The following is a 21,452-nucleotide window of genomic DNA, read 5'->3' on the forward strand; positions in this document are numbered from 1 at the left end:
GTGTATAATTGTAAGGAATTTAGCCAGACTCCTGGCTAATCACTCTTTTCTAAAGAGGGGAGGGAAATTATGTCGGAAATCCGCGTTGGAGAAAATGAGTCTTTGGAATCCGCCCTTAAGCGATTTAAGAGACAATGTGCTTCCAGTGGCGTTTTAAAGGAAGCGCGCAAAAGAGAACACTACGAAAAACCCAGTGTTAAGCGCAAGAAAAAATCTGAGGAAGCACGCAGAAAAAAACGTAAATACTAATTGAGAAGGTGTAATTTTGTCTTTAAAAGAAACCTTGATGCAGGATCTCAAGACTGCGATGAAGGAAAAGAACAAAAAAACGAAAGATACCATCACCTTAGTGCGCGCGGCGATCAAACAAAAAGAAGTTGACGAACGCATCGAACTGGATGATGAGGGCGTTTTAAAAATCCTTTCGAAACAAATCAAGGAAAGACGCGGAAGCATCGAAGAATTTGAAAAAGCCGGCCGGGATGACCTGGTCCGGGAAACCGAAGAGGAAATTCAAATTCTCATGCGCTATATGCCCGAACAATTGTCGGAGGAAGAGCTCGAGAAGCTGGTACGCGAGGTTATGGCGGAACACGACATCACCGAGAAGAAGCAGATCGGCCTTCTGATGAAAAATATTATGCCCAAAGTGCAAGGGCGTGCCGACGGAAAAGCCGTCAACGCAATAGTAAATCGCATCTTAAATTAAGATAACCCGGGGATTCATCTCCGGGTTACTTTTCGATTTGCCCGAAATTTCGAGGGTATAATACAAAAGGAGGTTTGTGTATGAAAAAGCGTATCCTTCTCTTTGTATTCTCTCTTGTCCTCTTGCCGCAAGCCGTCTACGCACGGGGCGTAGAAATCGCACCGTTTCTCTATTTGGTGCGCGCACTTCTCGTGATCGCGGGGCTTTCGAGCCTGGTCTACGGCTTGTTTTCCCGAAAGGGATCGGCCAGTTGGATTTTCGGTCTATTTTGCATCGTTTTGTACTTCGGACTGGGGCTTTACATCGGCATCGGCTCGGCCATTCCCTTTGTATTGTTTTTGCTGAGCGGCATACTCTTTGCCGTGGAGTTTGTGGTGCCCGGTTTCGGCATTGCGGGCATCAGCGGCATCGCCTTGATGGCCTATTCCCTCGCCGCTTCTATGGGGAATCCCTCTGTGGCGGCCGGCACATTGGGGCTATCGGCGCTGGTGCTGTTCGTCTTGATCCGCAATTTGATCGAGCGCGGCGAAGACATTGCCTTTCTCGAAAAGCTGATCTCGCCGGAAAAGCAATATACGCAGTTTCCCGCGGCCTGTGCCGTCGGCGATCGGGGAAGGAGCGTTTCACCCCTTCGGCCTTCCGGCACCGCCGAAATCGACGGAAAGCGCCTATCCGTGCAATCCGTTACGGGTTTTGTCGATGCGAATCGGCCCTTAGAAGTCGTATCCGTTACAGGCAATCAGATATACGTCAAGGAGGTTTGACATGTTTCAAGCAGCAGGCGCCGTTTTGGGGACCATATTAATGTTCGTCCTGATCGTCGTCCTTATCGCCATCTTTACCATGGTTCCCGTCGGGCTGTGGGTGACCGCATTTTTCTCGGGCGTCAAGGTACGCCTTTCCGATTTGATCGGTATGCGACTGCGCAGGGTCAAGCCGCGCAGAATCGTAAATCCCATGATCAAGGCCACCAAGGGCGGCATGCATATCAACATCGCCGACTTGGAAGGGCACTACCTCGCCGGCGGCAATGTGGATACCCTGGTAGATGCGCTGATCGCCGCCGAGCGCGCGGATATCGAATTGAATTTTGAGCAGGCTGCCGCCATCGACCTCGCCGGGCGCGACGTCTTGGAAGCGGTACAGGTAAGCGTCAACCCGAAAGTGATCGAAACGCCGAATATCTCGGCCGTCGCCCAAGACGGGATCGAGGTCGTCGTCATCGCCAAGGTGACCGTGCGCGCAAATATCGACCGCTTGGTCGGCGGTGCCGGCGAAGAGACGATTATCGCCCGCGTCGGGGAAGGGATTGTCACCACGGTCGGTTCTTCCAATAGCTACAAAGAAGTGCTCGAAAATCCCGACAATATTTCTCGCATGGTACTCAGCAAAGGGCTGGATTCCGGCACGGCGTATGAAATCCTCTCTATCGACATCGCCGATGTGGACGTGGCGAGAAACATCGGGGCACGCCTGCAAACCGACCAGGCGGAAGCCGACAAGCGCATCGCCGAAGCAAAGGCTTCGGAACGCCGCGCTATGGCGATCGCCCGCGAACAGGAAATGCACGCCGAAGTCGAAGCGATGCGCGCCCGCGTGGTAGAAGCGCAGTCTCAAGTGCCCCTCGCATTGGCGGAGGCCTTAAAGAACGGCAATCTTTCGGTGGACGGGTACTACCGGCTCGAGAACTTAAAGAGCGATACCTCTATGCGGGAGGCCATTGCCAAGGGTTCCGAGTCGACCGACGAAGAAAAGGACATCTAAATGTTGGGTTTTGCCTTTTCCAATGCCGTGCTGATCGTGCTGATCTTCGCGCTGATACAGGCGAAGGAAAAGAAAGCGCGGCAAAAACAGCATAGCGGCCGCAACGCTTCGGCATCGAAGAAGGCTTTTTCAAAAGGGACGTCTGTGGCAGAAAAAATTCGAGAGGCGCAGGCGGCCATCGGTGCGGCCGTTTCCGAGAACAGGGCCGAAGGAAGCAATGCGAAAGCCGCCAATTCCCTAAGAAAATCGGCACAACACACGAGTTCGCCTTCGAAGCGGAATCCTTCGAATTTGCAGGAGGCTTCGGCACAGGCGGCCAAGCGCGTTACGCAAAAAAGCGACCCGTATTTTTACGAGAAGAAGAGCGAATTCGACGATTATGAAACGCCGAAAGCGGCTGTGCCCAAGCGGAAGCATCCCTTTTTCGCCATCGAGGCAAAGGATCCCGCCCAACGGGCGATGCTGTACCGGGAAATTTTAGACAAACCGAAGTGTATGCGGAAGTAAAGGAGACGTTTTGCAAGGAGATTTGGTCATAGAAGTGAACGAACCCCGAATCGTAAAGGAACTGTTCGGGCATCTCGACGAAAACATCGCATTGGTGGAAGCGGCATTCGGCGTGAAAATCCGTTCCGCCGAAGACGGCCTTACGGTCGAAGGCGAGGACGAAGCCGTTCGAAAGGCCCAACTGGTGCTTCGCAATTTGATCGAGGCGATTCGAAAGCAAAAGCGCATCGATAAGAAGGACATTCGATATAGCATCGAGTTGGTGCGGGCGGGGGTCGAAGACAGCTTTACCGCCCTTTTAGACGATGTCATCGTCTATACGGAAATGGGGCGGCCTCTGCGGCCCAAGACGCTCGGGCAAAAGCGCTATCTCGACGCCATCCGCGGAAACGACGTGGTATTCGGCATCGGCCCGGCGGGTACAGGAAAGACCTATATCGCTATGGCGAATGCGGTAAAGGCCTTTAAGGAAAAGGAAGTCAACCGCATCATCCTCACGCGACCCGCCGTCGAGGCGGGGGAAAGCCTGGGCTTTCTGCCGGGGGATTTGCAGATGAAGGTGGATCCCTATCTTCGCCCGCTCTACGATGCATTGTTCGAGATTCTGGGGCAGGAAGCTTTTCAGAAGTATCTCGAAAAGGGCATGATCGAAGTGGCGCCCCTCGCCTATATGCGGGGGCGTACCCTCGACAATGCCTATGTGATCCTGGACGAGGCGCAAAACACCACCAACGAGCAGATGAAGATGTTCCTTACCCGCCTGGGCTATGGATCCAAGGCGGTAATCACCGGCGATGTAACCCAGATCGACCTGCCCCGTGGCAAACAATCGGGTCTGAAAACCGTAATGCGGATCTTAGAAGGCGTGCGGGGAATCGAGATCATCCGCATGGGCCGAAACGACATTGTGCGCCACCCCTTGGTGCAGCGCATTATCGACGCCTACGACCGCTACGAGACCAAAGAAGAAGAAGCGCGCAAAGAAAAAGCGCAGGCACGGAAGGAAAAAGGCGATGCGGCGTCTTAATCTCTATATCGACGATCGCCAGACGGCACTTCCCGTTTCCGACGAAGAGCGAGCGCTCCTCAAAGCGCTCTTTCACCATGCCGTCTTCTGCCTAATCGAAGAAGATGCGGCGGAACTCTCGGTGAGTTTTGTCGACGGTACAGAAATCCGCCGATTGAACCGCGACTACCGCGGCATCGATCGGGAGACCGACGTGCTCAGTTTTCCCCTCGACGAATCTGTGGACGGGATGCGGCTTTTGGGCGATATCGTCATCAATACCGAGCGGGTGCGCAGCCAGGCGGAGGAATTCGGCCATAGCTACCGCAGGGAACTGACGTATCTCGCCGTACACAGCCTGCTCCACCTGACGGGCTACGACCATATGGAAGAAGAGGAGAAAAAGCGCATGCGACGCGCCGAGGAGGCGCTGCTCGCATCCTTTGAAGGAGCGGAAGATGAAGCGCGGTAATTTCATTCAATCCTTTAACTTCGCCGTACAGGGCATCATCAGCTCCATCCACTCGGAGCGCAATATGAAGTTTCATTACGCCGCCGCCCTGGGCGTCATCGTATTCAGCTTGCTCTTTAATCTGTCGCGCATCGAATTTATCGCCTTGCTCTTCGCCGTTACCTTTGTGGTGGTTTCGGAGCTGTTCAATACGGCGATCGAGCGAACGGTGGATATGGTGACGCAGGAATACCACCCCATGGCGAAGCTCGTCAAGGACGTCAGTGCAGGCGCCGTGCTGCTCGCCGGCATAAACGCTGCCGTTACGGGCTATCTGCTGTTCTTCGATCGGATCCTCTCCTTCTCCGATGTGGTCTTGATTCGCATCAAGAATTCCGGCCCGCACTTGACCTTTGTCGCCATCCTCATCGTATTGATCCTCACCGTGGGCTTCAAGCTCTACAATCGGGACAAGGGCGGCAGCTACTTTCAGGGCGGTGCGGTCAGCGGCCACTCCGCCCTCGCCTTTTGCATGGCGGCGTCGATTTCTTTTATTTCCATGAACGGATTTATCGCCGCGCTTGCCTTCGGCCTCGCATTTCTCGTGGCGGAAAGCCGGGTGGAGGGAGAAATCCACAAGCCCATAGAGGCCGTGGCCGGCGGCGTGTTGGGTGTTGCGATCGCAGTGATTATATTTGTATGGATGGGATAAAGACATGAACAGAGAAGAGAACATAAAACAATTAATACGCGCGGCCATCGAAGCCAAGAAGCGCGCTTATGTGCCGTATTCCGGGTTTTCGGTGGGCGCCGCTCTCGAAACTGAAGACGGTTCGATCTACACGGGTTGCAATATAGAAAACGCCGCCTATACCCCTACGGTCTGCGCGGAGCGGGTGGCGATATTTAAGGCGATCAGCGAAGGCAAAAAATCCATCGCGCGCATCGCCGTCGTCGCCGGGGAAGAGATGAGCTTTCCCTGCGGCGTCTGCCGGCAAGTGATCCGAGAATTCGGCGCCGATGCGGAAGTGATCGTCGCCAAGGACGCCGAAACCTATTCGATCTATTCCGTAGCGGAACTGTTGCCCCATAGCTTCGGGCCCGAGGATTTAGGAGGAGACTACGATGTATAAATCCGGATTCGTATCTGTCGTCGGCAGACCCAATGTGGGTAAGAGCACGCTCTTAAACCGCATCCTTAAAGAAAAAATCTCTATCACCTCGAACAAGGCGCAGACGACGCGCAATACGATCACGATGATCCATTCGGAAGATCGGGGACAGATCGTATTTCTCGACACCCCCGGCATACAGTCGCCACGCAACAAATTGGGCGACTATATGTTAAAGGCCAGCGTATCCTCGATGGAGGGGGTCGACTTAATTTTGATGGTCGCCGATATGAGCAATTATATGGGACCCAAGGAAAAGATGATCTTAAACGCCCTCGAATCCTATAAGGGCGAGATTCCGATTTTTCTCGCCATCAATAAGATCGACGCCGCCCCCAAAGAAGAGATCCTCCCGATCCTCGACAGTTTTGCGAAGACCGGGCTCTTTCAGGAGATTATTCCCATCTCCGCAGCAGAGGGAGAAAACGTAGACCATCTGATCGATACCATCTTCGAATACCTGCCCGAGGGGCCGCAGTATTTCCCCGAAGATATGATCACCGATCAACCGGAAAAATTCGTCGTCGCCGAGATGATTCGCGAAAAGGGACTTACCTATCTGCGCGAGGAGGTGCCCCACGGCATCGCCGTCGCCATCGAAAAAATGAAGCACTTTGACGACAAAGAGATGACCGCGATCGACGCCACCATCTATGTGGAACGCGACAGCCACAAGGGGATCATTATCGGCCGGGGCGGGCAGATGCTCAAGAAGATCGGCACCGAGGCGCGCAAAGAAATCCAAGGACTTTTGGGCGAGAAGGTGCACCTTAATCTATGGGTCAAGGTAAGCAAGAACTGGCGGGAAAAAGACGAGAAGGTCTCTTCCTTTGGCTACCGAGCGGATTGATTGCCTGGGCGTGGTCCTTTCCGCTTCGATCTACGGCGAAAGCGACCGCATCGTGCGTATGTATACCGACCGAAAGGGCAAGATCAGCGTAATGGCAAAGGGCGCAAAGTCCGTGCGCTCCCGCACGCTGCCCTTGACGGAGGTCTTTACCTACGGGCGGTATCGCCTGAGTGCGGGAAAGACTTTTTATTATCTAAACGGCGGCAAGATTCTCGAATCCAATCTCGCCATGCGCGAGGAGTACGACCGCCTAATCTATGGCTCCGCCCTGGTAGAAATCGCGGATCGAAGCAGTTTGGAAGGGGAAGGCACGCCGCGGATTTTTTCGCTGCTCCGAAAGTCTCTTCATATTTTGGCGCATGCGGAAGAGCCGCTGTGGATTTTTCTCGCCTTCGTCATTAAATACGTATCCTATATGGGCTATCGACCGTTGATTCCGAACGCTATCGAAGGGGAGTATATCTTTCTTCCGGATAAGGGCATCGTCAAAAAAGAAGACGGCGGGCCGCATGGTACGGAAATCGATTCGCAGGTTATTTACACTTTTCGGCATTTGCTATATACTTCCTTAGATAAGATCGATCTCGGGGAGATTTCCCCAGCGGCCATAGAAACGGTCTATCGATGCCTCACGGAGTACGTCGTCGTCAATTTGGAATTGGAAAGAATACAGTCTCTACAACTCAGGATGTAGAGGGGAGGAAAATATGCATTTTCAAGCAATGGTGCAGAAATTACAGGAATATTGGAACGAACAAGGCTGTACGGTTCTCGAACCCTATGACACCGAAAAGGGCGCGGGTACCATGAGCCCCCATACCTTTTTGCGTACCTTGGGGCCGGAACCTTGGAAGACTGTCTATGTGGAACCGTCTCGCCGCCCGGCGGACGGCCGCTATGGGGACAACCCGAACCGGTTGTATCAGCACCATCAATTACAGGTGATCTTAAAGCCGTCTCCGGAAAATGTGCAGGAGCTGTATCTGGACAGCTTAAAGGTCTTGGGCATCGATCCCTTGGAACACGACATCCGCTTTGTAGAGGACAACTGGGAATCGCCGACTTTGGGCGCGTGGGGCCTGGGTTGGGAAGTTTGGCTCGACGGTATGGAGATCACACAATTTACTTATTTTCAACAGGTCGGCGGCATCAACTGCGATCCGGAAAGCGCGGAGTTGACCTTCGGCCTGGAGCGGATCGCCATGTATCTGCAAAAGGTCGAAACGGTTTACGACATTCAGTGGAATGAACATATAAAATACGGAGATATCTTTAAGCGCGGCGAATACGAGCATTCCAAATACAGTTTCGAAATCGCCGATATGGATATGCTCCGCCATCTCTTCGACATCTATGAAAAAGAAGCGAGCCGCGTCCTCGAAGAGGATCTGATTCTGCCGGGTTACGACTATGTACTAAAATGCTCCCATACATTCAATGTACTGGACGCCCGCGGCGCGATTTCCGTATCGCAACGGGCCGCGTATATCGCGCGGGTTCGCAATTTGGCACGATTGGCGGCACAAAAGTATATCGCACAGAGAGAAGCGTTAGGATATCCTCTCCTAACAGAAGCGGGGGATCATCATGAGTAATCAAGAAAACACATATCTAATCGAGATCGGCGTCGAAGAGCTGCCTTCTTCCTATGTACGGGACGCGCTGGAAGATTTTCAGAATCTGGTGGAGGTCGCTCTCGAAAAGGAACAACTCGACTTCGACCATATCGACGCCTACGCGACGCCGCGCCGCCTGAGCCTGATGATCCGCGGTCTTGCGGAGGCACAGAAAGACGTCGAGGATTGGGTAAAGGGGCCGGCCGAAAAAATCGCCTATCGGGAGGACGGCACCGTCAATAAGCCCTTGGAAGGGTTTATGAAGAGCCAAGGCGTCACCGAAGACGATCTGGAGGTGCGCGAAGTAAAGGGCAATCGCTATATTTACGCCCACATCCACAAAAAAGGAGAAGGCGCAGAGGAAATCTTACGCCGCATCATTCCCGATGCCATTCGCCATATCGCCTTCCCCAAGACCATGCGTTGGGGCGGAAAGAATCTGCGTTTTGCGCGGCCCATCCGCTGGTTGGTCTCTATGCTGAATGCGCGCGTCGTAGACTTTGACCTCGAGAAAATCCCCGTCTCCAATCGAACCCGCGGTCACCGCTTTTTGGGCAAATCCGACATTCCCCTCGCCCACGCAGAGGCGTATGAAGAGGCGCTGGAGGAAAATTATGTAATCGTAGATCACGAAAAGCGAAAGACCGACATTCGCTATCAGATTCGTCAAATGGCGAAGTCCAACGGCGGCGAAATCCGCCCCGATGAAGATCTGCTCGAAGAGCTGACCTTTATCGTCGAGTACCCCACCGCGATCTTGGGCAATATTCAAGAAAGATATCTCGCCCTGCCCGATGTGGTTGTGACGACGCCAATGCGCGAACATTTGCGCTATACGCCGGTGTATTCCCCGGACGACGACTTGATGCCGTATTTTATTACCATCCGAAACGGAAATGCCACCCACGGCGATATCGTCGCCAAGGGCAACGAAAAGGTCTTGGAAGCCCGTCTGGAAGACGCGCGGTTCTTTTTTGAAAACGACCGCAACCGTCCCCTCGAATCCTATGTGGAACAGCTGGACGGCATCGTCTTTCAGGAAAAACTCGGCACCATGGCCGATAAATCGAAGCGCAACCGCGCCCTTGCCGTACGCATCGGAGAAATCCTCGCCGTCGGCGAAAAGACCATCGAATCCGCCAAGCGTGCCTGCTATCTGTCCAAGGCAGATCTGATGACCAATATGGTACAGGAATTTACCGAGCTCGAAGGCATTATCGGAAGCATCTATGCCGATCTCGACGGGGAAGAAGAGATCGTCGCTCAGGCCATTCGGGAACAATATATGCCGACGGGAAGCGGCGCGGAACTGCCCGCCTCCACCACCGGGACCATCGTCTCTTTGGCGGACAAGCTGGATACGATTTGCGGTCTGTTTGCCATCGGCCTGATTCCCACCGGCAGCCAGGACCCCTTCGGCCTGCGGCGAAAAGCCATCGGCATTTTGCGGATGATCAAAGAAAAACGATGGGAACTCACCCTCAGCGAATGTGTGGACGCCGCCCTGTATGCACTGGTCGATTCCTGTGGCCTCGTATTCGACAAGGCGGATGTACGCAATCAAATCCTCTCGTTCTTCCGCGGCCGGATCGATGCCATGCTTTCCGATGCGGGGATCCGATACGATATCGCCCAGGCGTTAAACGACGTCGACGGAGAAGACGCCCTGCATATCTTCGAAAAAGCGGAGGCACTGCAGAAGTTTTTCGACGGCCACGACCGCAAGTCCTTCCTGGAAGCCGTAACGCGCGTGGAAAACATCGCCGCCAAGGCGGATCCCATACCGGGCGCGATCGATACCGACCTCCTCACCGAAGCGGAAAAGCCGCTGTATGCGAAGGTCAATGCATTGGAAGAACAGCTTGAAGAGGCCTACGGCAAGCGCAAAGATGCGGAATATTTGCAACTCTTAAATATGCTGACCGACGACATTCACGCCTATTTCGACGAAGTCATGGTCCTCGCCGAAGACGAGAACCTGCGGGCAAACCGGTTGCGGCTGATTCAGCGCATCGACCGTTTGGTACAGAGGGAATTTGACGGCAAACAAATCGTCGAAGGATAGGTGCAGAAATGAAACTTACGGAACGACAGGAAAAGATTATAGAAATCGTCCGTGAGCAAGGCCCCGTGATCGGAGACGATATCGCGAGTATTCTGGATCTGTCTCGGGGAACCATTCGTAACGATCTCAGCGTATTGACCATGCTGGGGTATCTGGACGCCCGGCCGAAAGTCGGCTATTTTTATAAGGGAGATCCGTATCGGATGCACATCCGAGAGCTCTTGGAATCCATAAAAGTAGAAGATGTAATGAGCGTGCCGGTGGTATTGGACGAACAGTCCAGCGTATACGACGGCATCGTCACGGTCTTTCTCGAAAACATCGGCACGATCTTCGTCACAAACGACGGAAACCTCGTCGGCTGCGTATCGAGAAAAGATTTGCTGCGCTCCGCCGTCGGAAAAACCGATTTGGAAAAGACGCCGCTTTCGATGATTATGACGCGGATGCCGAATCTCGTCACCATCGGCCCCGACGAATCCATCTATGCCGCGAGTATAAAGATCGAGCGCGGCGAGGTGGATGCGCTCCCGGTGATTCAGGGAGAGGAGAAGATCCGCGTCGTGGGCAGGATAACAAAGACCAACATCAATCGACTGGTCGTAGACTTAGGGGGAGACGATGAAATCGAACTATAATATGGAAGGGGCGCGAGACGATCAGCCCTTATTTATCTATGTGATCAGCGACAGCATCGGGGAGACGGGCGAGCTGATTGCCAAGGCCTCCGTACGACAATTCGACACCAAGGATTTCCTGATTAAGCGCTATCCGTATCACAACAGCGTCGAGCAGATCGGACCGCTGTTGGAGGAGGCGGCCGAACACGAAAATACCCTGATCGTCTATACCAATGTCGATGAAAAGACGCGCGCCTATATCAAATGTAAAGAAAAAGAGCTCCACTTGAACACGGTGGATGTGATGGGACCGCCTATGGATCGGATCGAGGACATCTTGGGCTATGCGCCCATTCGCGAGCCCGGTTTGATTCGGCGACTCGACGAAAATTATTTTAAGAAGGTCGAGGCCATCGAGTTCGCCGTTCAGTACGACGACGGCAAGGATCCGCGGGGCATCGTAAAAGCGGACATCTGTCTGGTGGGCGTAAGCCGCACCTCGAAGACGCCCCTTTCGATGTATCTCGCCAACAAGTTGTATAAAGTGGCAAATGTGCCGCTGGTACCCGAGGTGCCGGTGCCCAAGGAAGTCTACGAAAAGGACAATCGCAGACTCTTCGGTCTGGTGGCGAATTCGCAAAAACTCTATACCATCCGCGAGGAACGGCTGCGGGCGTTGGGACTGAATTCTTCCGCCAAGTACGCCAATGTGGACAGAATCGAAGAGGAAGTGGATTATTCCGTTCGCGTTATGAAAGAGATCGGCTGCACCATCATCGACGTGTCCAACAAGGCGATCGAAGAGACGGCGGAGATTATCAACGACTATATGGTCAGCCGTTTTTAGGAGGGCAATATGCTGTTGAGAGAGCGATGGGAACAAACGGAGCGAGAAATCCTCGCTTCGCAGGCGACTTTGGCGGCGGAATCGAAAGGTCGCAGAATAGACGAGCCGGAATGTGCGATGCGCACCTGTTTTCAGCGGGATCGGGACCGGATTCTGCATTCGAAGGCATTTCGGCGCCTGAAACACAAGACGCACGTATTTATCGCGCCGCAGGGCGATCACTATCGAACACGCCTCACCCATACCCTGGAGGTGGCGCAGATCGCGAGGACCATCGCCCGTGCGCTCCGCCTAAACGAGGATTTGGTCGAGGCGACCGCATTGGGCCACGACCTGGGGCATACGCCCTTCGGCCATACCGGAGAAGCGGTGCTCGACAAGCTGCATCCCGGCGGCTTTAAGCACTATCTGCACAGCCTGCGCGTGGTGGATTTTTTGGAATCCAAGCCGGGACGCGACGGCCTGAACCTGACCTGGGAAGTGCGCGACGGCATCGCCAATCACTCCGGCGAAAACCGCGCCCATACCCTCGAGGGAAAGATCATTAAATTTGCCGATCGCATCGCCTATATCAATCACGATATCGACGATTCCATCCGCGCCGGTGTACTGCATATGGAAGACATTCCGAGTGCGCTCCTCGAGACCCTCGGCCGTTCCCATTCCGCCCGCATCTCTACCATGGTACAAAGCGTCGTCGAAAACAGCGCCGACTACCGGGATATCCGCATGGACGAGACCGTCGGCGGCGCCATGAACCGCCTGCGGGATTTTATGTTTGAACATATTTATTACAGTAAAATCGTAAAGAGCGAAGAAGAAAAGGTGGAAATGCTGATCCGAGATCTCTACGGCTACTATAAAAAGCGACCGGAAAAGCTGCCGAAGGAGGTCTTGGCCTTTGCGGCGCGCCGTGAAGTCGCCGAGGACGATATGATCACGGACTATATCGCCGGCATGACGGATCGATTTGCCATCGCCGTGTGGCGAGATCTGTTCGAGCCCAAAGATTGGCACAGTCTGTAGAAAGAAGGTGGGTCTATGGCATCCATTATCGACGACGATATTATCGCCCGCGTAAAAGAAGAGAGCGATATCGTCGAGTGGATCGGACGCTATACGAAACTGGAAAAAAAAGGCAGAAATTATATGGGTCTTTGTCCATTTCATTCGGAGAAGACCCCTTCTTTTTCGGTGCAGCCGGAAAAGGGCTACTACCATTGTTTCGGCTGCGGTGCCGGCGGCGATATTATTAATTTTTTAATGGAAAAAGAGGGATTGGGTTTTATCGACGCCGTGGAAAAGCTGGCGGAATCGCTGCATATCGAGCTGCGTCCCGCCACAAAAAACCCGGCGGTCGAAGAGAAAAATCGCCGCATATTCGCCGCCAATCGCGAGGCGGCGGTCTATTATATGAAAATTCTAAGCCGCAACAAATACGCCTTAGCCTACCTCAACGGCCGCGGCATCGGGCGGGATACCATCCTCGCCTTCGGGTTGGGATTTGCACCCGCAGGCGGCGATCAGCTGTTGGGGCATATGAAGCGGGCGGGCTTTTCCGAAGCGCTGCTCTATGAAGCGAATCTCTTGTCGCGCAATCGGGAGCGCAATAATTATTTCGACCGCTTTCGCAACCGCATTATTTTTCCCATCGTCGACACGAAATCCCGCGTGGTGGGATTTGGGGGCAGGGTGCTGGACGACAGCAAGCCGAAATACCTGAATTCCTCGGATACGCCGGTCTATAAAAAGAGTCGGGAGCTCTACGGACTCAACCGCGTCGCCAAAACTTCGGATCGGGAAAAGATCCTCTTGGTCGAGGGCTATATGGACGTAATCTCCCTCCATGCGAGCGGGATTTCCTATGCGGTGGCGAGCCTGGGCACTTCGTTGACGACGGAGCAGGCGCGGCGGATCAAGCGATTCGGAAAGCAAGTGTATATCTGTTACGACGCCGACGAGGCGGGCAGAAAGGCGACCAATCGTGCCATCGACATCCTCCTAAAAGAGGACGTAAGGCCGCGGATCGTCTTGTTGGAACGTGGCGCCGATCCGGACGACTATATCCGCGAGCACGGCAAGATCGCCTTTGAGGCGCAGCTGGCCCGCGGCGTTTCCGCGCCCGAATACCAAGTCGAAATATTAGAAGAATCATACAATCTGCACGATGCGGCATCGCTCTCGGAATTCTTGCGAGAAGTAACAAAGGTGATCGAAAAAATCCCGAGTCCCGTAGAGCGAGACGTCTATGCAAAAAAGTTCGCCGAGAGATACGGCGTGCGCAGCGAATCATTTCGACGTGAAATGGGTAAATTTACCCATAAGAGAGAAGACCTCTCCCGAAGGGAAAAGCAGACCGATTCCGAGCGACCGCTATGGACACAGCTGCTTCTCTACGCCTTGGAGCAGGAAGACTTTTACGACATCGCCGCAAAAAACGACGCCTGGCAATGGGTCGTGGGCGAGGCGGACAGGCACGCCTTCGACTTCTTGGGTGAACTGTATCAAGAAGGCGTAAAAAACGGGACGCGGCGCGTACGATTCTTAGACGCCTACCCGACGTATGAGGCGCTTTTTATGCGCAGTGCCAAAAGCCTCGATCTGCAGCGCGGCGAAGAAATCGTCAGGGAACTGGCGGAGCGCCTCTACGAAGAGGGGCTCAGAAATCGGAGCGAAAAACTGCTTTCGGATATTCAAACGATCGAAAAAGAGGGGACACAGAGCGGCGACGATCTGCGGCAAAAGCTGCAGGAGCTCACCGAAATCAACCGCCGTCTCCACGAACTAGAGAAGGGGGAGCCATCATAGATGAACGATAAAAAGAAAAGCGTACATTTCGACAGCGCCGAAGAAAGCATCCTGGAAAAGGATCCGGCCATCGAAAAACTGTTTAAAAAGGGCATGCAAAAGGGCAGTCTGACCTGGAAGGAAGTGGTCGACGCCCTCGACGAGGTCGAGTTAACCAGCGACGATATGGACGATTTGTACTCGGAATTCGAAGACAACGATGTGGAAATCCTCAAAGAAAAAGACGAGGAAGACGACGAAAAAGACGGCGCCGCCCCGAAGAAGGACAAAAAGGACGCCGGCAATAAAAATATCAATGTAGACGACCCGGTGCGTATGTATCTGAAGGAGATCGGCAAGATTCCCCTTTTGGAACCCGACGAAGAAGTCGCCATCGCCAAGCGCATGGAGGCGGGAGACGAACTCGCCAAGCGCGAACTGGCAGAGGCGAATCTACGTCTGGTGGTAAGTATCGCCAAGCGCTATGTGGGACGGGGCATGAGCTTTTTGGATTTGATTCAGGAAGGCAATTTGGGCCTGATGAAGGCGGTCGACAAATTCGACTACACCAAGGGCTTTAAGTTCTCCACCTACGCCACCTGGTGGATCCGCCAGGCCATTACCCGCGCCATCGCCGACCAGGCGCGCACCATCCGCATTCCCGTGCATATGGTCGAGACCATCAACAAACTCGTGCGGGTACAGCGGCAACTGGTACAGGAGTTGGGCCGGGATCCCCAACCCGAAGAGATCGCCGAGGAAATGGGCATCACCGTAGAAAAGGTGCGCGAGATCCAAAAGATCGCCCAAGAGCCGGTGAGTTTGGAAACCCCCATCGGCGAGGAGGAAGATTCCCATCTGGGCGATTTTATCCCCGATGACGACATCCTCTCCCCGCAGGAGGCGGCGACTTTTATCTTGCTGAAAGAACAGTTGTCGACGGTACTGACCACGCTCACCGAACGGGAAAAATCCGTCCTCACCCTGCGATTCGGCTTGGAAGACGGAAGGGCCCGCACCCTCGAGGAGGTCGGCAAGGAATTCGACGTCACCCGGGAGCGCATTCGCCAGATCGAGGCGAAGGCGCTACGGAAATTGCGGCATCCCAGCCGCAGCAAGAAACTGAAGGACTTTTTGGAATGATCGAAAGTTCAAAACGCCTCTCTGCCGTATTCGCCATGGCGGAGCGGGCTAGTGCTATCGGAGATATCGGCTGTGACCACGGCTATATCTCCTTTGCGCTTTTACGGGATGGGATCGCTGAGAAAGTCGTTGCGACCGACATCTCCGCCCCGAGCTTGGAAAAAGCCCGGCGTCTGTTAGAAGCGGTCTATCCCGCCGAGAAATTCCGCATCGCCCGTGGCGACGGATTTATGCCCATCGCGCCGGGAGAGATTCAGGCGGCGGTTATCATCGGCATGGGGGGGCAGTTGATCGCCGAGATTTTAGAGCGCGGTTGGGAGGTCATCAAGGAATTGGACTATATCCTCGTACAGCCGATGCAGGGGGCCGAGGAGTTGTTTCGCCATATCAACGCCTACGGCTATACGATACTGGATGCGCAGCTGATCGAGGAGCGGAAGAAATATTATCCGATTCTGAAACTGCGCGCCGGCGGAGAGGACCGCGCGGACTGGGGACGGTTTCGCCACTCTCCGGTCTTTTGTGAGATGGCAGAGCAGAATCTCGCGCGCTTGGAGAAAATCGCTGAGGCGGTACGAAACGCGAAGCCCGAACGACTGAAAGAAGTGGAAGAAGAGATCGGCCGATGGGAGGAATATCTTGAAAGTATCGGAAATCGCGGCTAATCTGCGCCGCTGGGCGCCGGAGGCGTCACAGGAAGAATGGGACAATACGGGTTTTCAGTTGCGCCTTTTGGACCGGGAAGTGTCAGATGTGGTCGTCGCCATGGATGTGACCGAGGATGTGGTGGAACTCGCCGTCGAGACCGACGCGCAGTTGATCCTCACCCATCACCCGATGTTTTTTCAGTCCCTCAAGCACATCGATATAGAGGAAACAAAGGGGCGTATGGTTGCGCGTCTGATTCAAAATAATATTTCGGTCTACGCGAGCCACACTGCCATGGACAAGGCGAAAGGCGGCGTAAACGATCTGTGGATCGACAAGCTGGGCTTGAATGCCGTAGCGACCCTTACGGAAGAGGGAATCGGCATCGTCGGCGATCGCGAGATCGAACTCGCGGATATTCTGCAGATATTTCAAAACGAAGAAATCCCTTCGGTGCGCGCTTATGGACGCGGCAAGACGCAGTTTCAGCGTATCGCCTTTGTCGGCGGATCGGGCGCCGATTGCATAGACGATGCCGTCTCAAAAGGCTCCGATCTACTCATCACCGGCGATGTAAAACATCACGACGGTCAGCATGCCTACGAGCAAGGCTTAATGGTTATCGATATCGGACACTTCCACAGCGAAAAAGCGGTGCTTGCCGCTATGGCCCAGTGGGTAGAATCGTTGGGAGAGATTCGCGCGCATTTGGTCGTAAACAGCCCTTTTGCTTTTGAAATACCGGGAAAAATGTGGTAAAATACAGACTCGAGTACGTCGGTTAACTGCGCGCAAGCGAGGAAAGTCCGTGCTCCATAGAGCGAGGATGCCGGATAACGTCCGGTGGGGGCGACCCCAAGGCAAGTGCAACAGAGAGATACCGCCATTAATGGTAAGGGTGGAAAGGTGAGGTAAGAGCTTACCAGCGCATAGGCGACTATGCGGCTATGTAAACCCCATCCGGAGCAAGACCGAAGTGGAACCAAGGCGGCTGCTCGTCGTCTCCAGTAAGGTAGGTCGCTAGAGCTTTCCGGCGACGGAAAGACCAGACAGATAGTTAACAAGACAAAACACGGCTTATAGACGTAGTCGAGCGAAGCGGAGGGTTCTCCGCTTTTTTTTACATAGCTATGAAAATAGGAGGCGAAATGAAAAGACGACTGATCGTATGGATCCTCGCGATCCTGTGTTTGGCGGGCTGTACGGCGCCCGCGGTTCGAAAGCCAAATGCGACAAATGCTAAAAAAACCCCGCCGCCGGCGCCTCCGAAGACGGTGCGCGTCGTCGCCTTCGGCGATTTTATGCTCCACCGCCCGCAACTCGATGCCGCCAAGGGGCCGGAAGGCTACGATTTTAAGGAGAATTTTCGCTACCTTCGTCCCTATATCGACGGGGCGGATATGGCGATGATCAATCTGGAGACGACCTTAACCGACGGCAGCCGGGGCTACACGACCTATCCGGTGTTTTCTTCGCCGAAAGAAGTCGCTCGGGACTTCAAAGAGACGGGATTCGACGTGATTTCTACGGCGAACAACCACGCCTACGACAAATTGAAGGATGGCGTGGACTATACCTACGACGTCTTGAAAGAACAGGATCTCGACGTGGTGGGCACCGGGAAGGAAAGGGCCGAACCGCTCGTCAAAGAGGTAAACGGCATCCGCCTGGGCATTCTCTCCTACACCTACGGGCTGAACGGCTTCGACGGCGTATTGGCAAATAGCGAAAATCCCGAAAGCGTCCGTCTTCTCACCCGGGAACGGGTGCAGGAGGACGTGGCGCGTCTGAACGAAGAAGGGGTCGACTTAATCCTCTCTTATGTGCATTGGGGCGAGGAATATAGGAAAGAGGCCAATGCCGATCAAAAGGAAAAGCTGAAAATGCTCGCCGATGCGGGCGTCGCCCTCGTATTGGGGAGCCACCCCCACGTTCCGCAGGGGATCGACAATGTCGTCGGCAAAGAAATGACCACATTCTGCGCCTATTCCATGGGAAATTTCGTATCCAATCAGCGCAGAAACAATATGGGCGGCCGGCGCACCGACGTCGGGCAGATGGTCACGGCACAGATCATAAAGGACGAAAGCGGGACGCGGATTGCGGAATTTATGCCCAAGCCGCTATATGTCGACAAATACGTCGACGGCGGCCTGCATTACGAAGTCATTCCCGCGGAGGCGGCCCTTTTGGGCGAGATTCCCGTAGAGCGCATCGAGACGCTCCGACCCGTATTGGAAGAGACGGTCGCGGATCATACGGTACGAATTTCGCCGGATCTGTTGCTTTCCAATGACGGCATATAGCGCGAGAAAACCGCATATCATAAAAAAAGGCAACCATTCTACAAAGAGTGGTTGCCTTTTTGTGCGCCTATTCTTGTTCATCGCTTAAGAGCGCTTCTTGAATTCGGTTCTTTGCGTCCATATATCCCCGGCTCGCGAGGAATTCTTCGCGGTTTCCCGCGGGAACCTCGTAGCGATACGCGATGTCGTGGGTGCGGGGGGAGAGTACATAGACGGCATCGGATAGGCGAAGCGCCTCGTCGATATCGTGGGTGATCAGAAGCGTCGTCAGCGCGTATTTTTTTCGAATCTCGAGATACCAATCCTGCATCTTCAGACGCGTAATGGCATCTAAGCGGGAAAACGGCTCGTCGAGCAATACGATGTCTTTGGCAAAGAGAAAGGTGCGCAGAAACGCGGCGCGCTGCGCCATGCCGCCGCTTAAAGACGACGGGTAGAGCGTCTGGGTGCCTTCCAGACCGAATTCCGAAAAATAGGCGGATGCGGTCTCCCTAGCCGTCTTTTTATCCTTCCCCGCGAGGCGCAGGGGTAGGGAGACATTGTCTATGATCTTGAGATGCCGCAAGAGTAAATCCTTTTGCAGCATATAGGCGATATGCCCCGGTGTAGCGGTAATGTCTTTGCCGCGAAAGCGCACTTCGCCCGTATCGGGCGCGGCGAGGCCGGCGAGGATATTAAACAGGGTGGTCTTTCCGCTTCCGCTCTGTCCCAATAACGAGACGACCTTTTTCGCCGGGATGCGAATATCTACGGCATCGAGGATGACTTTGTCTCCATATGCCTTAGAGATGCCGATCCCCTCTAAGAGAATATCACTCGGGGAGGTATGCATTGGTAAAACCGAAATCTTCGGGAATCTCTTTTTCCAGCAGGTTGTTTTCGTAGAGCCACGCGTAAAAATCGTTCCAACGCTTGGCGTCGATAACGCCGAAGGGCTTGCCTTCGTCTTTGTATTGCTTTGAGAGATAGGCCTGGCTCTTTACGATCATCGCCTCGTCCAGTTCCGGCGACGCTTTTAAGAGGATTTTTGCGGCCTCTTCGGGATTCTCTGCCGCGTAGTCGTAGCCCTTGGCGATGGCGGCGAGGACTTTCTTTGCGGTGTCGCCGTTTTTCTCGAGATAGTCGTTATTGGCGATCAAGATCGGGCTATAATAATCGAATTCGGGGTGGCTTTCGATAAAGGGGATATAATTGGTTTCGAGCCCCGCATTTTCCGCGGCGATGCCGTCCCAACCATAATACACCCAGACTGAATCGACATTGCTGTTGAGTGCCGCGACGATGTCGGTGACGGTGGAGGGGATCAGTTCCACTTTGGAGAAATCGCCACCATCGTCTTCGACCATGGTTTGGATCATGGCGAGTTCCACCGGGCTGTTCCAAGTGGCGTAATTGTGGCCGCTCAGCTTGCCCATAGAGTCGATGCCCTTTTCCTTTAAGCTCAATAGACCCGAGGTATTGTGCTGCAGGATCGCCGCCACCGCCGTTACCGGCAGCGGATCGTCCTTTGCCCAGGAAGCGGCGATGGTATCTTGAAAGGAGATGCCGAAGTCGCCGCCGCCGGAAGCCACCAGGCTCTCGGCGCCGCCTTCCGGCGGTTGCAGGATTTCGAGTTCGATGCCTTCTTCTTCAAAGAAGCCTTTTTCTTGGGCCACATAGATGCCCGTGTGATTGGTGTTCGGGGTCCAGTCGAGGACGAGCTTTACCTTTTGTATATTCTCCGCCTTGCCGGCATCGTTTCCGGCGGCGCAACCCGCCAATAGCACAAATGCCAACAGGATGGGTATGAGTTTTTTCATGGAATTCCTCCTAATTGTCGCTTTCTGCCCAGGGCATGGCTTTTTTCTGCAAGATATGCACGCCCGCCATCAGGAGCAGACTGAGAAATGAAATTAAAAAGATTACGGCGAACATTTTGTCGTAGCTATATGCGTTTTTTACCCGCGTCATATAGACACCCAACCCGCGAAAGCCGCCGAGCCATTCGGCGATGACCGCGCCGACCACCGAATAGGAGGCCGCGATTTGCAGGGCGGAAAAGAAGCCCTCCAAGGCGTTGGGCAATTTGACGTAGAAAAAGATCTGTCCGGGGCGGGCCCCCATGGCGCGCAGAAGTCGAATTTCGTCGGGATCCGCCGCGGCAAAGCCTTCGTAGAGATTAACCGCCATGGGAAAGAAAGTTACCAGCACGATCAACAGGATCTTCGGCGCCATACCGTATCCCATCCACAGCACCAATAGCGGAGCAATGGCGACGGTGGGAACGGTTTGGGTGAGCACTAGAATGGGGTAGAGGGCGTCGCGGATCAGGGCATTGCTGTTCATCAAAAAGGCACAGAGAAAACCCGATGCGATGCCCAGTAAAAGACCCAGTACCGCCTCTAGGAGGGTAATTTGCAGGTGGAAAAATAAAAGGGATGCGTCGTGAATAAATGCCTCTACCACCCGCATCGGCGCGGGCAAGAGATAGCCGGGCAATATGCCGGATGTGCTCAATACCTGCCATAGGACGAGCAGCAGCACGATAAAGAGACTGCCCCGGTAGATTTTATTGATATTTGCCGATTTTTTCATCGATGGTCAGAATAGACTCTTTGCCGTGACTCAGTTTTACATAGCAATAGACGGCTTCGGCGCCTTCTTCCATCACTTTCTTTTCGCAGGCGCGCAACAGGTCGATGATTTCGTCCATGGAATCGCCTTCTACGGTGGTCTCGAAGGGACCGACCACATAGTGGAGACCGCTCTTGGCGATCAGATCGATGACGGCATCGACGATGCGTACGACTTCGCGATCGCCTTCCACCACGGGAAGGACTTGGATGGCCATGCTTGCTTTCATATCTATTTCTCCTTTCAGAACAAAAAAGCCGATGCGAACGTGCATCGGCTCATTCCTTACACAGCATTATCTGCACAAGTTCATCGGGTTGAGTTTCCTCTCTCAGCGCGCTGCACCCC

The 21,452-nt window shown here is 54.0% G+C and carries 25 protein-coding genes and 1 other RNA gene; 22 read left to right on the top strand and 4 right to left on the bottom strand.

Going from position 1 to position 21,452, the window contains the following annotated elements; translation table 11 throughout:
• The first annotated feature begins 69 nt into the window (after positions 1 to 69).
• From rpsU to EL294_RS02950, 22 genes are all read left to right on the top strand, one after another.
• On the top strand, positions 70 to 249 hold the full coding sequence (gene rpsU, locus EL294_RS02845; RefSeq protein WP_126465055.1) for a 30S ribosomal protein S21: 180 nt from the start codon (positions 70 to 72) through the stop codon (positions 247 to 249).
• A 16-nt stretch (positions 250 to 265) separates the two neighbouring features.
• Complete coding sequence (locus tag EL294_RS02850; protein ID WP_126465057.1) at positions 266 to 709, top strand: GatB/YqeY domain-containing protein; 444 nt, start codon at positions 266 to 268, stop codon at positions 707 to 709.
• A gap of 80 nt (positions 710 to 789) precedes the next feature.
• Complete coding sequence (locus EL294_RS02855) at positions 790 to 1,473, top strand: NfeD family protein (protein ID WP_126465059.1); 684 nt, start codon at positions 790 to 792, stop codon at positions 1,471 to 1,473.
• Between the two features lie 40 nt (positions 1,474 to 1,513).
• The gene (floA, locus tag EL294_RS02860) at positions 1,514 to 2,473 is read left to right on the top strand and encodes a flotillin-like protein FloA (protein ID WP_371828957.1); all 960 of its coding nucleotides are present in this window, start codon (positions 1,514 to 1,516) and stop codon (positions 2,471 to 2,473) included.
• Positions 2,474 to 2,980 carry a hypothetical protein gene (locus tag EL294_RS02865; protein ID WP_126465063.1) on the top strand — a complete coding sequence of 169 codons (507 nt, stop codon included), beginning with the start codon at positions 2,474 to 2,476 and terminating at the stop codon, positions 2,978 to 2,980.
• Between the two features lie 10 nt (positions 2,981 to 2,990).
• Positions 2,991 to 4,007, top strand: a complete 1,017-nt coding sequence (locus tag EL294_RS02870) for a PhoH family protein (RefSeq protein WP_126465065.1) — start codon at positions 2,991 to 2,993, stop codon at positions 4,005 to 4,007.
• Positions 3,994 to 4,458: an rRNA maturation RNase YbeY gene (ybeY, locus tag EL294_RS02875; RefSeq protein ID WP_126465067.1), complete on the top strand. Its 465-nt coding sequence runs from the start codon at positions 3,994 to 3,996 to the stop codon at positions 4,456 to 4,458. Before EL294_RS02870 ends, ybeY begins: the two co-directional genes overlap by 14 nt.
• A complete protein-coding gene (locus EL294_RS02880) occupies positions 4,445 to 5,149 on the top strand; it encodes a diacylglycerol kinase (RefSeq protein WP_126465069.1) in 705 nt (234 codons plus the stop codon). The genes ybeY and EL294_RS02880 overlap by 14 nt, the downstream gene beginning before the upstream one ends.
• 4 nt (positions 5,150 to 5,153) lie before the next feature.
• A complete protein-coding gene (gene cdd / locus EL294_RS02885) occupies positions 5,154 to 5,570 on the top strand; it encodes a cytidine deaminase (RefSeq protein WP_126465071.1) in 417 nt (138 codons plus the stop codon).
• Complete coding sequence (gene era / locus EL294_RS02890; RefSeq protein WP_126465073.1) at positions 5,563 to 6,459, top strand: GTPase Era; 897 nt, start codon at positions 5,563 to 5,565, stop codon at positions 6,457 to 6,459. The genes cdd and era overlap by 8 nt, the downstream gene beginning before the upstream one ends.
• Positions 6,440 to 7,153 carry a DNA repair protein RecO gene (gene recO, locus EL294_RS02895; protein WP_126465075.1) on the top strand — a complete coding sequence of 238 codons (714 nt, stop codon included), beginning with the start codon at positions 6,440 to 6,442 and terminating at the stop codon, positions 7,151 to 7,153. The genes era and recO overlap by 20 nt, the downstream gene beginning before the upstream one ends.
• A 13-nt stretch (positions 7,154 to 7,166) precedes the next feature.
• Entirely contained in the window at positions 7,167 to 8,054 is an 888-nt protein-coding gene (gene glyQ, locus EL294_RS02900; RefSeq protein WP_126465076.1) for a glycine--tRNA ligase subunit alpha, read from the top strand.
• Positions 8,047 to 10,140, top strand: coding sequence for a glycine--tRNA ligase subunit beta (glyS, locus tag EL294_RS02905; protein WP_126465078.1), 2,094 nt, complete (start codon positions 8,047 to 8,049; stop codon positions 10,138 to 10,140). Before glyQ ends, glyS begins: the two co-directional genes overlap by 8 nt.
• Before the next feature lie 8 nt (positions 10,141 to 10,148).
• Positions 10,149 to 10,778, top strand: a complete 630-nt coding sequence (gene ccpN, locus EL294_RS02910) for a transcriptional regulator CcpN (protein ID WP_126465080.1) — start codon at positions 10,149 to 10,151, stop codon at positions 10,776 to 10,778.
• Positions 10,762 to 11,607, top strand: a complete 846-nt coding sequence (locus tag EL294_RS02915; RefSeq protein WP_232006501.1) for a pyruvate, water dikinase regulatory protein — start codon at positions 10,762 to 10,764, stop codon at positions 11,605 to 11,607. Before ccpN ends, EL294_RS02915 begins: the two co-directional genes overlap by 17 nt.
• 9 nt (positions 11,608 to 11,616) lie before the next feature.
• A complete protein-coding gene (locus EL294_RS02920) occupies positions 11,617 to 12,633 on the top strand; it encodes a deoxyguanosinetriphosphate triphosphohydrolase (protein ID WP_126465082.1) in 1,017 nt (338 codons plus the stop codon).
• Between the two features lie 15 nt (positions 12,634 to 12,648).
• Positions 12,649 to 14,415, top strand: coding sequence for a DNA primase (gene dnaG / locus EL294_RS02925; RefSeq protein ID WP_126465084.1), 1,767 nt, complete (start codon positions 12,649 to 12,651; stop codon positions 14,413 to 14,415).
• Positions 14,416 to 15,537, top strand: coding sequence for an RNA polymerase sigma factor RpoD (rpoD, locus tag EL294_RS02930; RefSeq protein ID WP_126465086.1), 1,122 nt, complete (start codon positions 14,416 to 14,418; stop codon positions 15,535 to 15,537).
• Positions 15,534 to 16,202, top strand: a complete 669-nt coding sequence (locus tag EL294_RS02935) for a tRNA (adenine(22)-N(1))-methyltransferase (RefSeq protein WP_126465088.1) — start codon at positions 15,534 to 15,536, stop codon at positions 16,200 to 16,202. Before rpoD ends, EL294_RS02935 begins: the two co-directional genes overlap by 4 nt.
• Positions 16,177 to 16,944, top strand: coding sequence for a Nif3-like dinuclear metal center hexameric protein (locus EL294_RS02940; protein ID WP_164715196.1), 768 nt, complete (start codon positions 16,177 to 16,179; stop codon positions 16,942 to 16,944). Before EL294_RS02935 ends, EL294_RS02940 begins: the two co-directional genes overlap by 26 nt.
• Before the next feature lie 10 nt (positions 16,945 to 16,954).
• An RNA gene (gene rnpB / locus EL294_RS02945) (RNase P RNA component class A) lies at positions 16,955 to 17,281 on the top strand.
• 52 nt (positions 17,282 to 17,333) lie between these two features.
• Positions 17,334 to 18,491, top strand: coding sequence for a CapA family protein (locus EL294_RS02950; RefSeq protein ID WP_164715197.1), 1,158 nt, complete (start codon positions 17,334 to 17,336; stop codon positions 18,489 to 18,491).
• A gap of 67 nt (positions 18,492 to 18,558) precedes the next feature.
• Here the strand turns inward: EL294_RS02950 and EL294_RS02955 are convergent, their stop codons facing one another.
• Genes EL294_RS02955 through EL294_RS02970 form a run of 4 tightly spaced genes read right to left on the bottom strand, consistent with a single transcriptional unit; the run spans position 18,559 to position 21,333 of the window.
• Positions 18,559 to 19,323 (bottom strand): ABC transporter ATP-binding protein, encoded by a 765-nt coding sequence (locus EL294_RS02955; RefSeq protein ID WP_126465095.1) that lies wholly within the window; start codon positions 19,321 to 19,323, stop codon positions 18,559 to 18,561.
• On the bottom strand, positions 19,304 to 20,290 hold the full coding sequence (locus tag EL294_RS02960) for an ABC transporter substrate-binding protein (protein ID WP_126465096.1): 987 nt from the start codon (positions 20,288 to 20,290) through the stop codon (positions 19,304 to 19,306). The genes EL294_RS02955 and EL294_RS02960 overlap by 20 nt, the downstream gene beginning before the upstream one ends.
• A gap of 10 nt (positions 20,291 to 20,300) precedes the next feature.
• Positions 20,301 to 21,065 carry an ABC transporter permease gene (locus EL294_RS02965; protein ID WP_126465098.1) on the bottom strand — a complete coding sequence of 255 codons (765 nt, stop codon included), beginning with the start codon at positions 21,063 to 21,065 and terminating at the stop codon, positions 20,301 to 20,303.
• Positions 21,040 to 21,333: a thiamine-binding protein gene (locus EL294_RS02970; RefSeq protein ID WP_126465100.1), complete on the bottom strand. Its 294-nt coding sequence runs from the start codon at positions 21,331 to 21,333 to the stop codon at positions 21,040 to 21,042. Before EL294_RS02970 ends, EL294_RS02965 begins: the two co-directional genes overlap by 26 nt.
• Positions 21,334 to 21,452 lie beyond the last annotated feature (119 nt).

The sequence above is a fragment of the Aedoeadaptatus ivorii genome (genome assembly GCF_900638585.1).
GTDB lineage: Bacteria > Bacillota > Clostridia > Tissierellales > Peptoniphilaceae > Aedoeadaptatus > Aedoeadaptatus ivorii.

What these genes read in the sequence shown, in the direction of transcription:
- rpsU (WP_126465055.1), top strand. Translation starts at nt 70, where the DNA reads ATGTCGGAAATCCGCGTTGGAGAAAATGAGTCTTTGGAATCCGCCCTT.
- EL294_RS02855 (WP_126465059.1), top strand. Translation starts at nt 790, where the DNA reads ATGAAAAAGCGTATCCTTCTCTTTGTATTCTCTCTTGTCCTCTTGCCG.
- floA (WP_371828957.1), top strand. Translation starts at nt 1,514, where the DNA reads ATGTTCGTCCTGATCGTCGTCCTTATCGCCATCTTTACCATGGTTCCC.
- EL294_RS02865 (WP_126465063.1), top strand. Translation starts at nt 2,474, where the DNA reads ATGTTGGGTTTTGCCTTTTCCAATGCCGTGCTGATCGTGCTGATCTTC.
- ybeY (WP_126465067.1), top strand. Translation starts at nt 3,994, where the DNA reads ATGCGGCGTCTTAATCTCTATATCGACGATCGCCAGACGGCACTTCCC.
- EL294_RS02880 (WP_126465069.1), top strand. Translation starts at nt 4,445, where the DNA reads ATGAAGCGCGGTAATTTCATTCAATCCTTTAACTTCGCCGTACAGGGC.
- cdd (WP_126465071.1), top strand. Translation starts at nt 5,154, where the DNA reads ATGAACAGAGAAGAGAACATAAAACAATTAATACGCGCGGCCATCGAA.
- era (WP_126465073.1), top strand. Translation starts at nt 5,563, where the DNA reads ATGTATAAATCCGGATTCGTATCTGTCGTCGGCAGACCCAATGTGGGT.
- glyQ (WP_126465076.1), top strand. Translation starts at nt 7,167, where the DNA reads ATGCATTTTCAAGCAATGGTGCAGAAATTACAGGAATATTGGAACGAA.
- glyS (WP_126465078.1), top strand. Translation starts at nt 8,047, where the DNA reads ATGAGTAATCAAGAAAACACATATCTAATCGAGATCGGCGTCGAAGAG.
- ccpN (WP_126465080.1), top strand. Translation starts at nt 10,149, where the DNA reads ATGAAACTTACGGAACGACAGGAAAAGATTATAGAAATCGTCCGTGAG.
- EL294_RS02915 (WP_232006501.1), top strand. Translation starts at nt 10,762, where the DNA reads ATGAAATCGAACTATAATATGGAAGGGGCGCGAGACGATCAGCCCTTA.
- EL294_RS02920 (WP_126465082.1), top strand. Translation starts at nt 11,617, where the DNA reads ATGCTGTTGAGAGAGCGATGGGAACAAACGGAGCGAGAAATCCTCGCT.
- dnaG (WP_126465084.1), top strand. Translation starts at nt 12,649, where the DNA reads ATGGCATCCATTATCGACGACGATATTATCGCCCGCGTAAAAGAAGAG.
- rpoD (WP_126465086.1), top strand. Translation starts at nt 14,416, where the DNA reads ATGAACGATAAAAAGAAAAGCGTACATTTCGACAGCGCCGAAGAAAGC.
- EL294_RS02935 (WP_126465088.1), top strand. Translation starts at nt 15,534, where the DNA reads ATGATCGAAAGTTCAAAACGCCTCTCTGCCGTATTCGCCATGGCGGAG.
- EL294_RS02950 (WP_164715197.1), top strand. Translation starts at nt 17,334, where the DNA reads ATGAAAAGACGACTGATCGTATGGATCCTCGCGATCCTGTGTTTGGCG.
- EL294_RS02955 (WP_126465095.1), bottom strand. Translation starts at nt 19,323, where the DNA reads ATGCATACCTCCCCGAGTGATATTCTCTTAGAGGGGATCGGCATCTCT.
- EL294_RS02960 (WP_126465096.1), bottom strand. Translation starts at nt 20,290, where the DNA reads ATGAAAAAACTCATACCCATCCTGTTGGCATTTGTGCTATTGGCGGGT.
- EL294_RS02965 (WP_126465098.1), bottom strand. Translation starts at nt 21,065, where the DNA reads ATGAAAAAATCGGCAAATATCAATAAAATCTACCGGGGCAGTCTCTTT.
- EL294_RS02970 (WP_126465100.1), bottom strand. Translation starts at nt 21,333, where the DNA reads ATGAAAGCAAGCATGGCCATCCAAGTCCTTCCCGTGGTGGAAGGCGAT.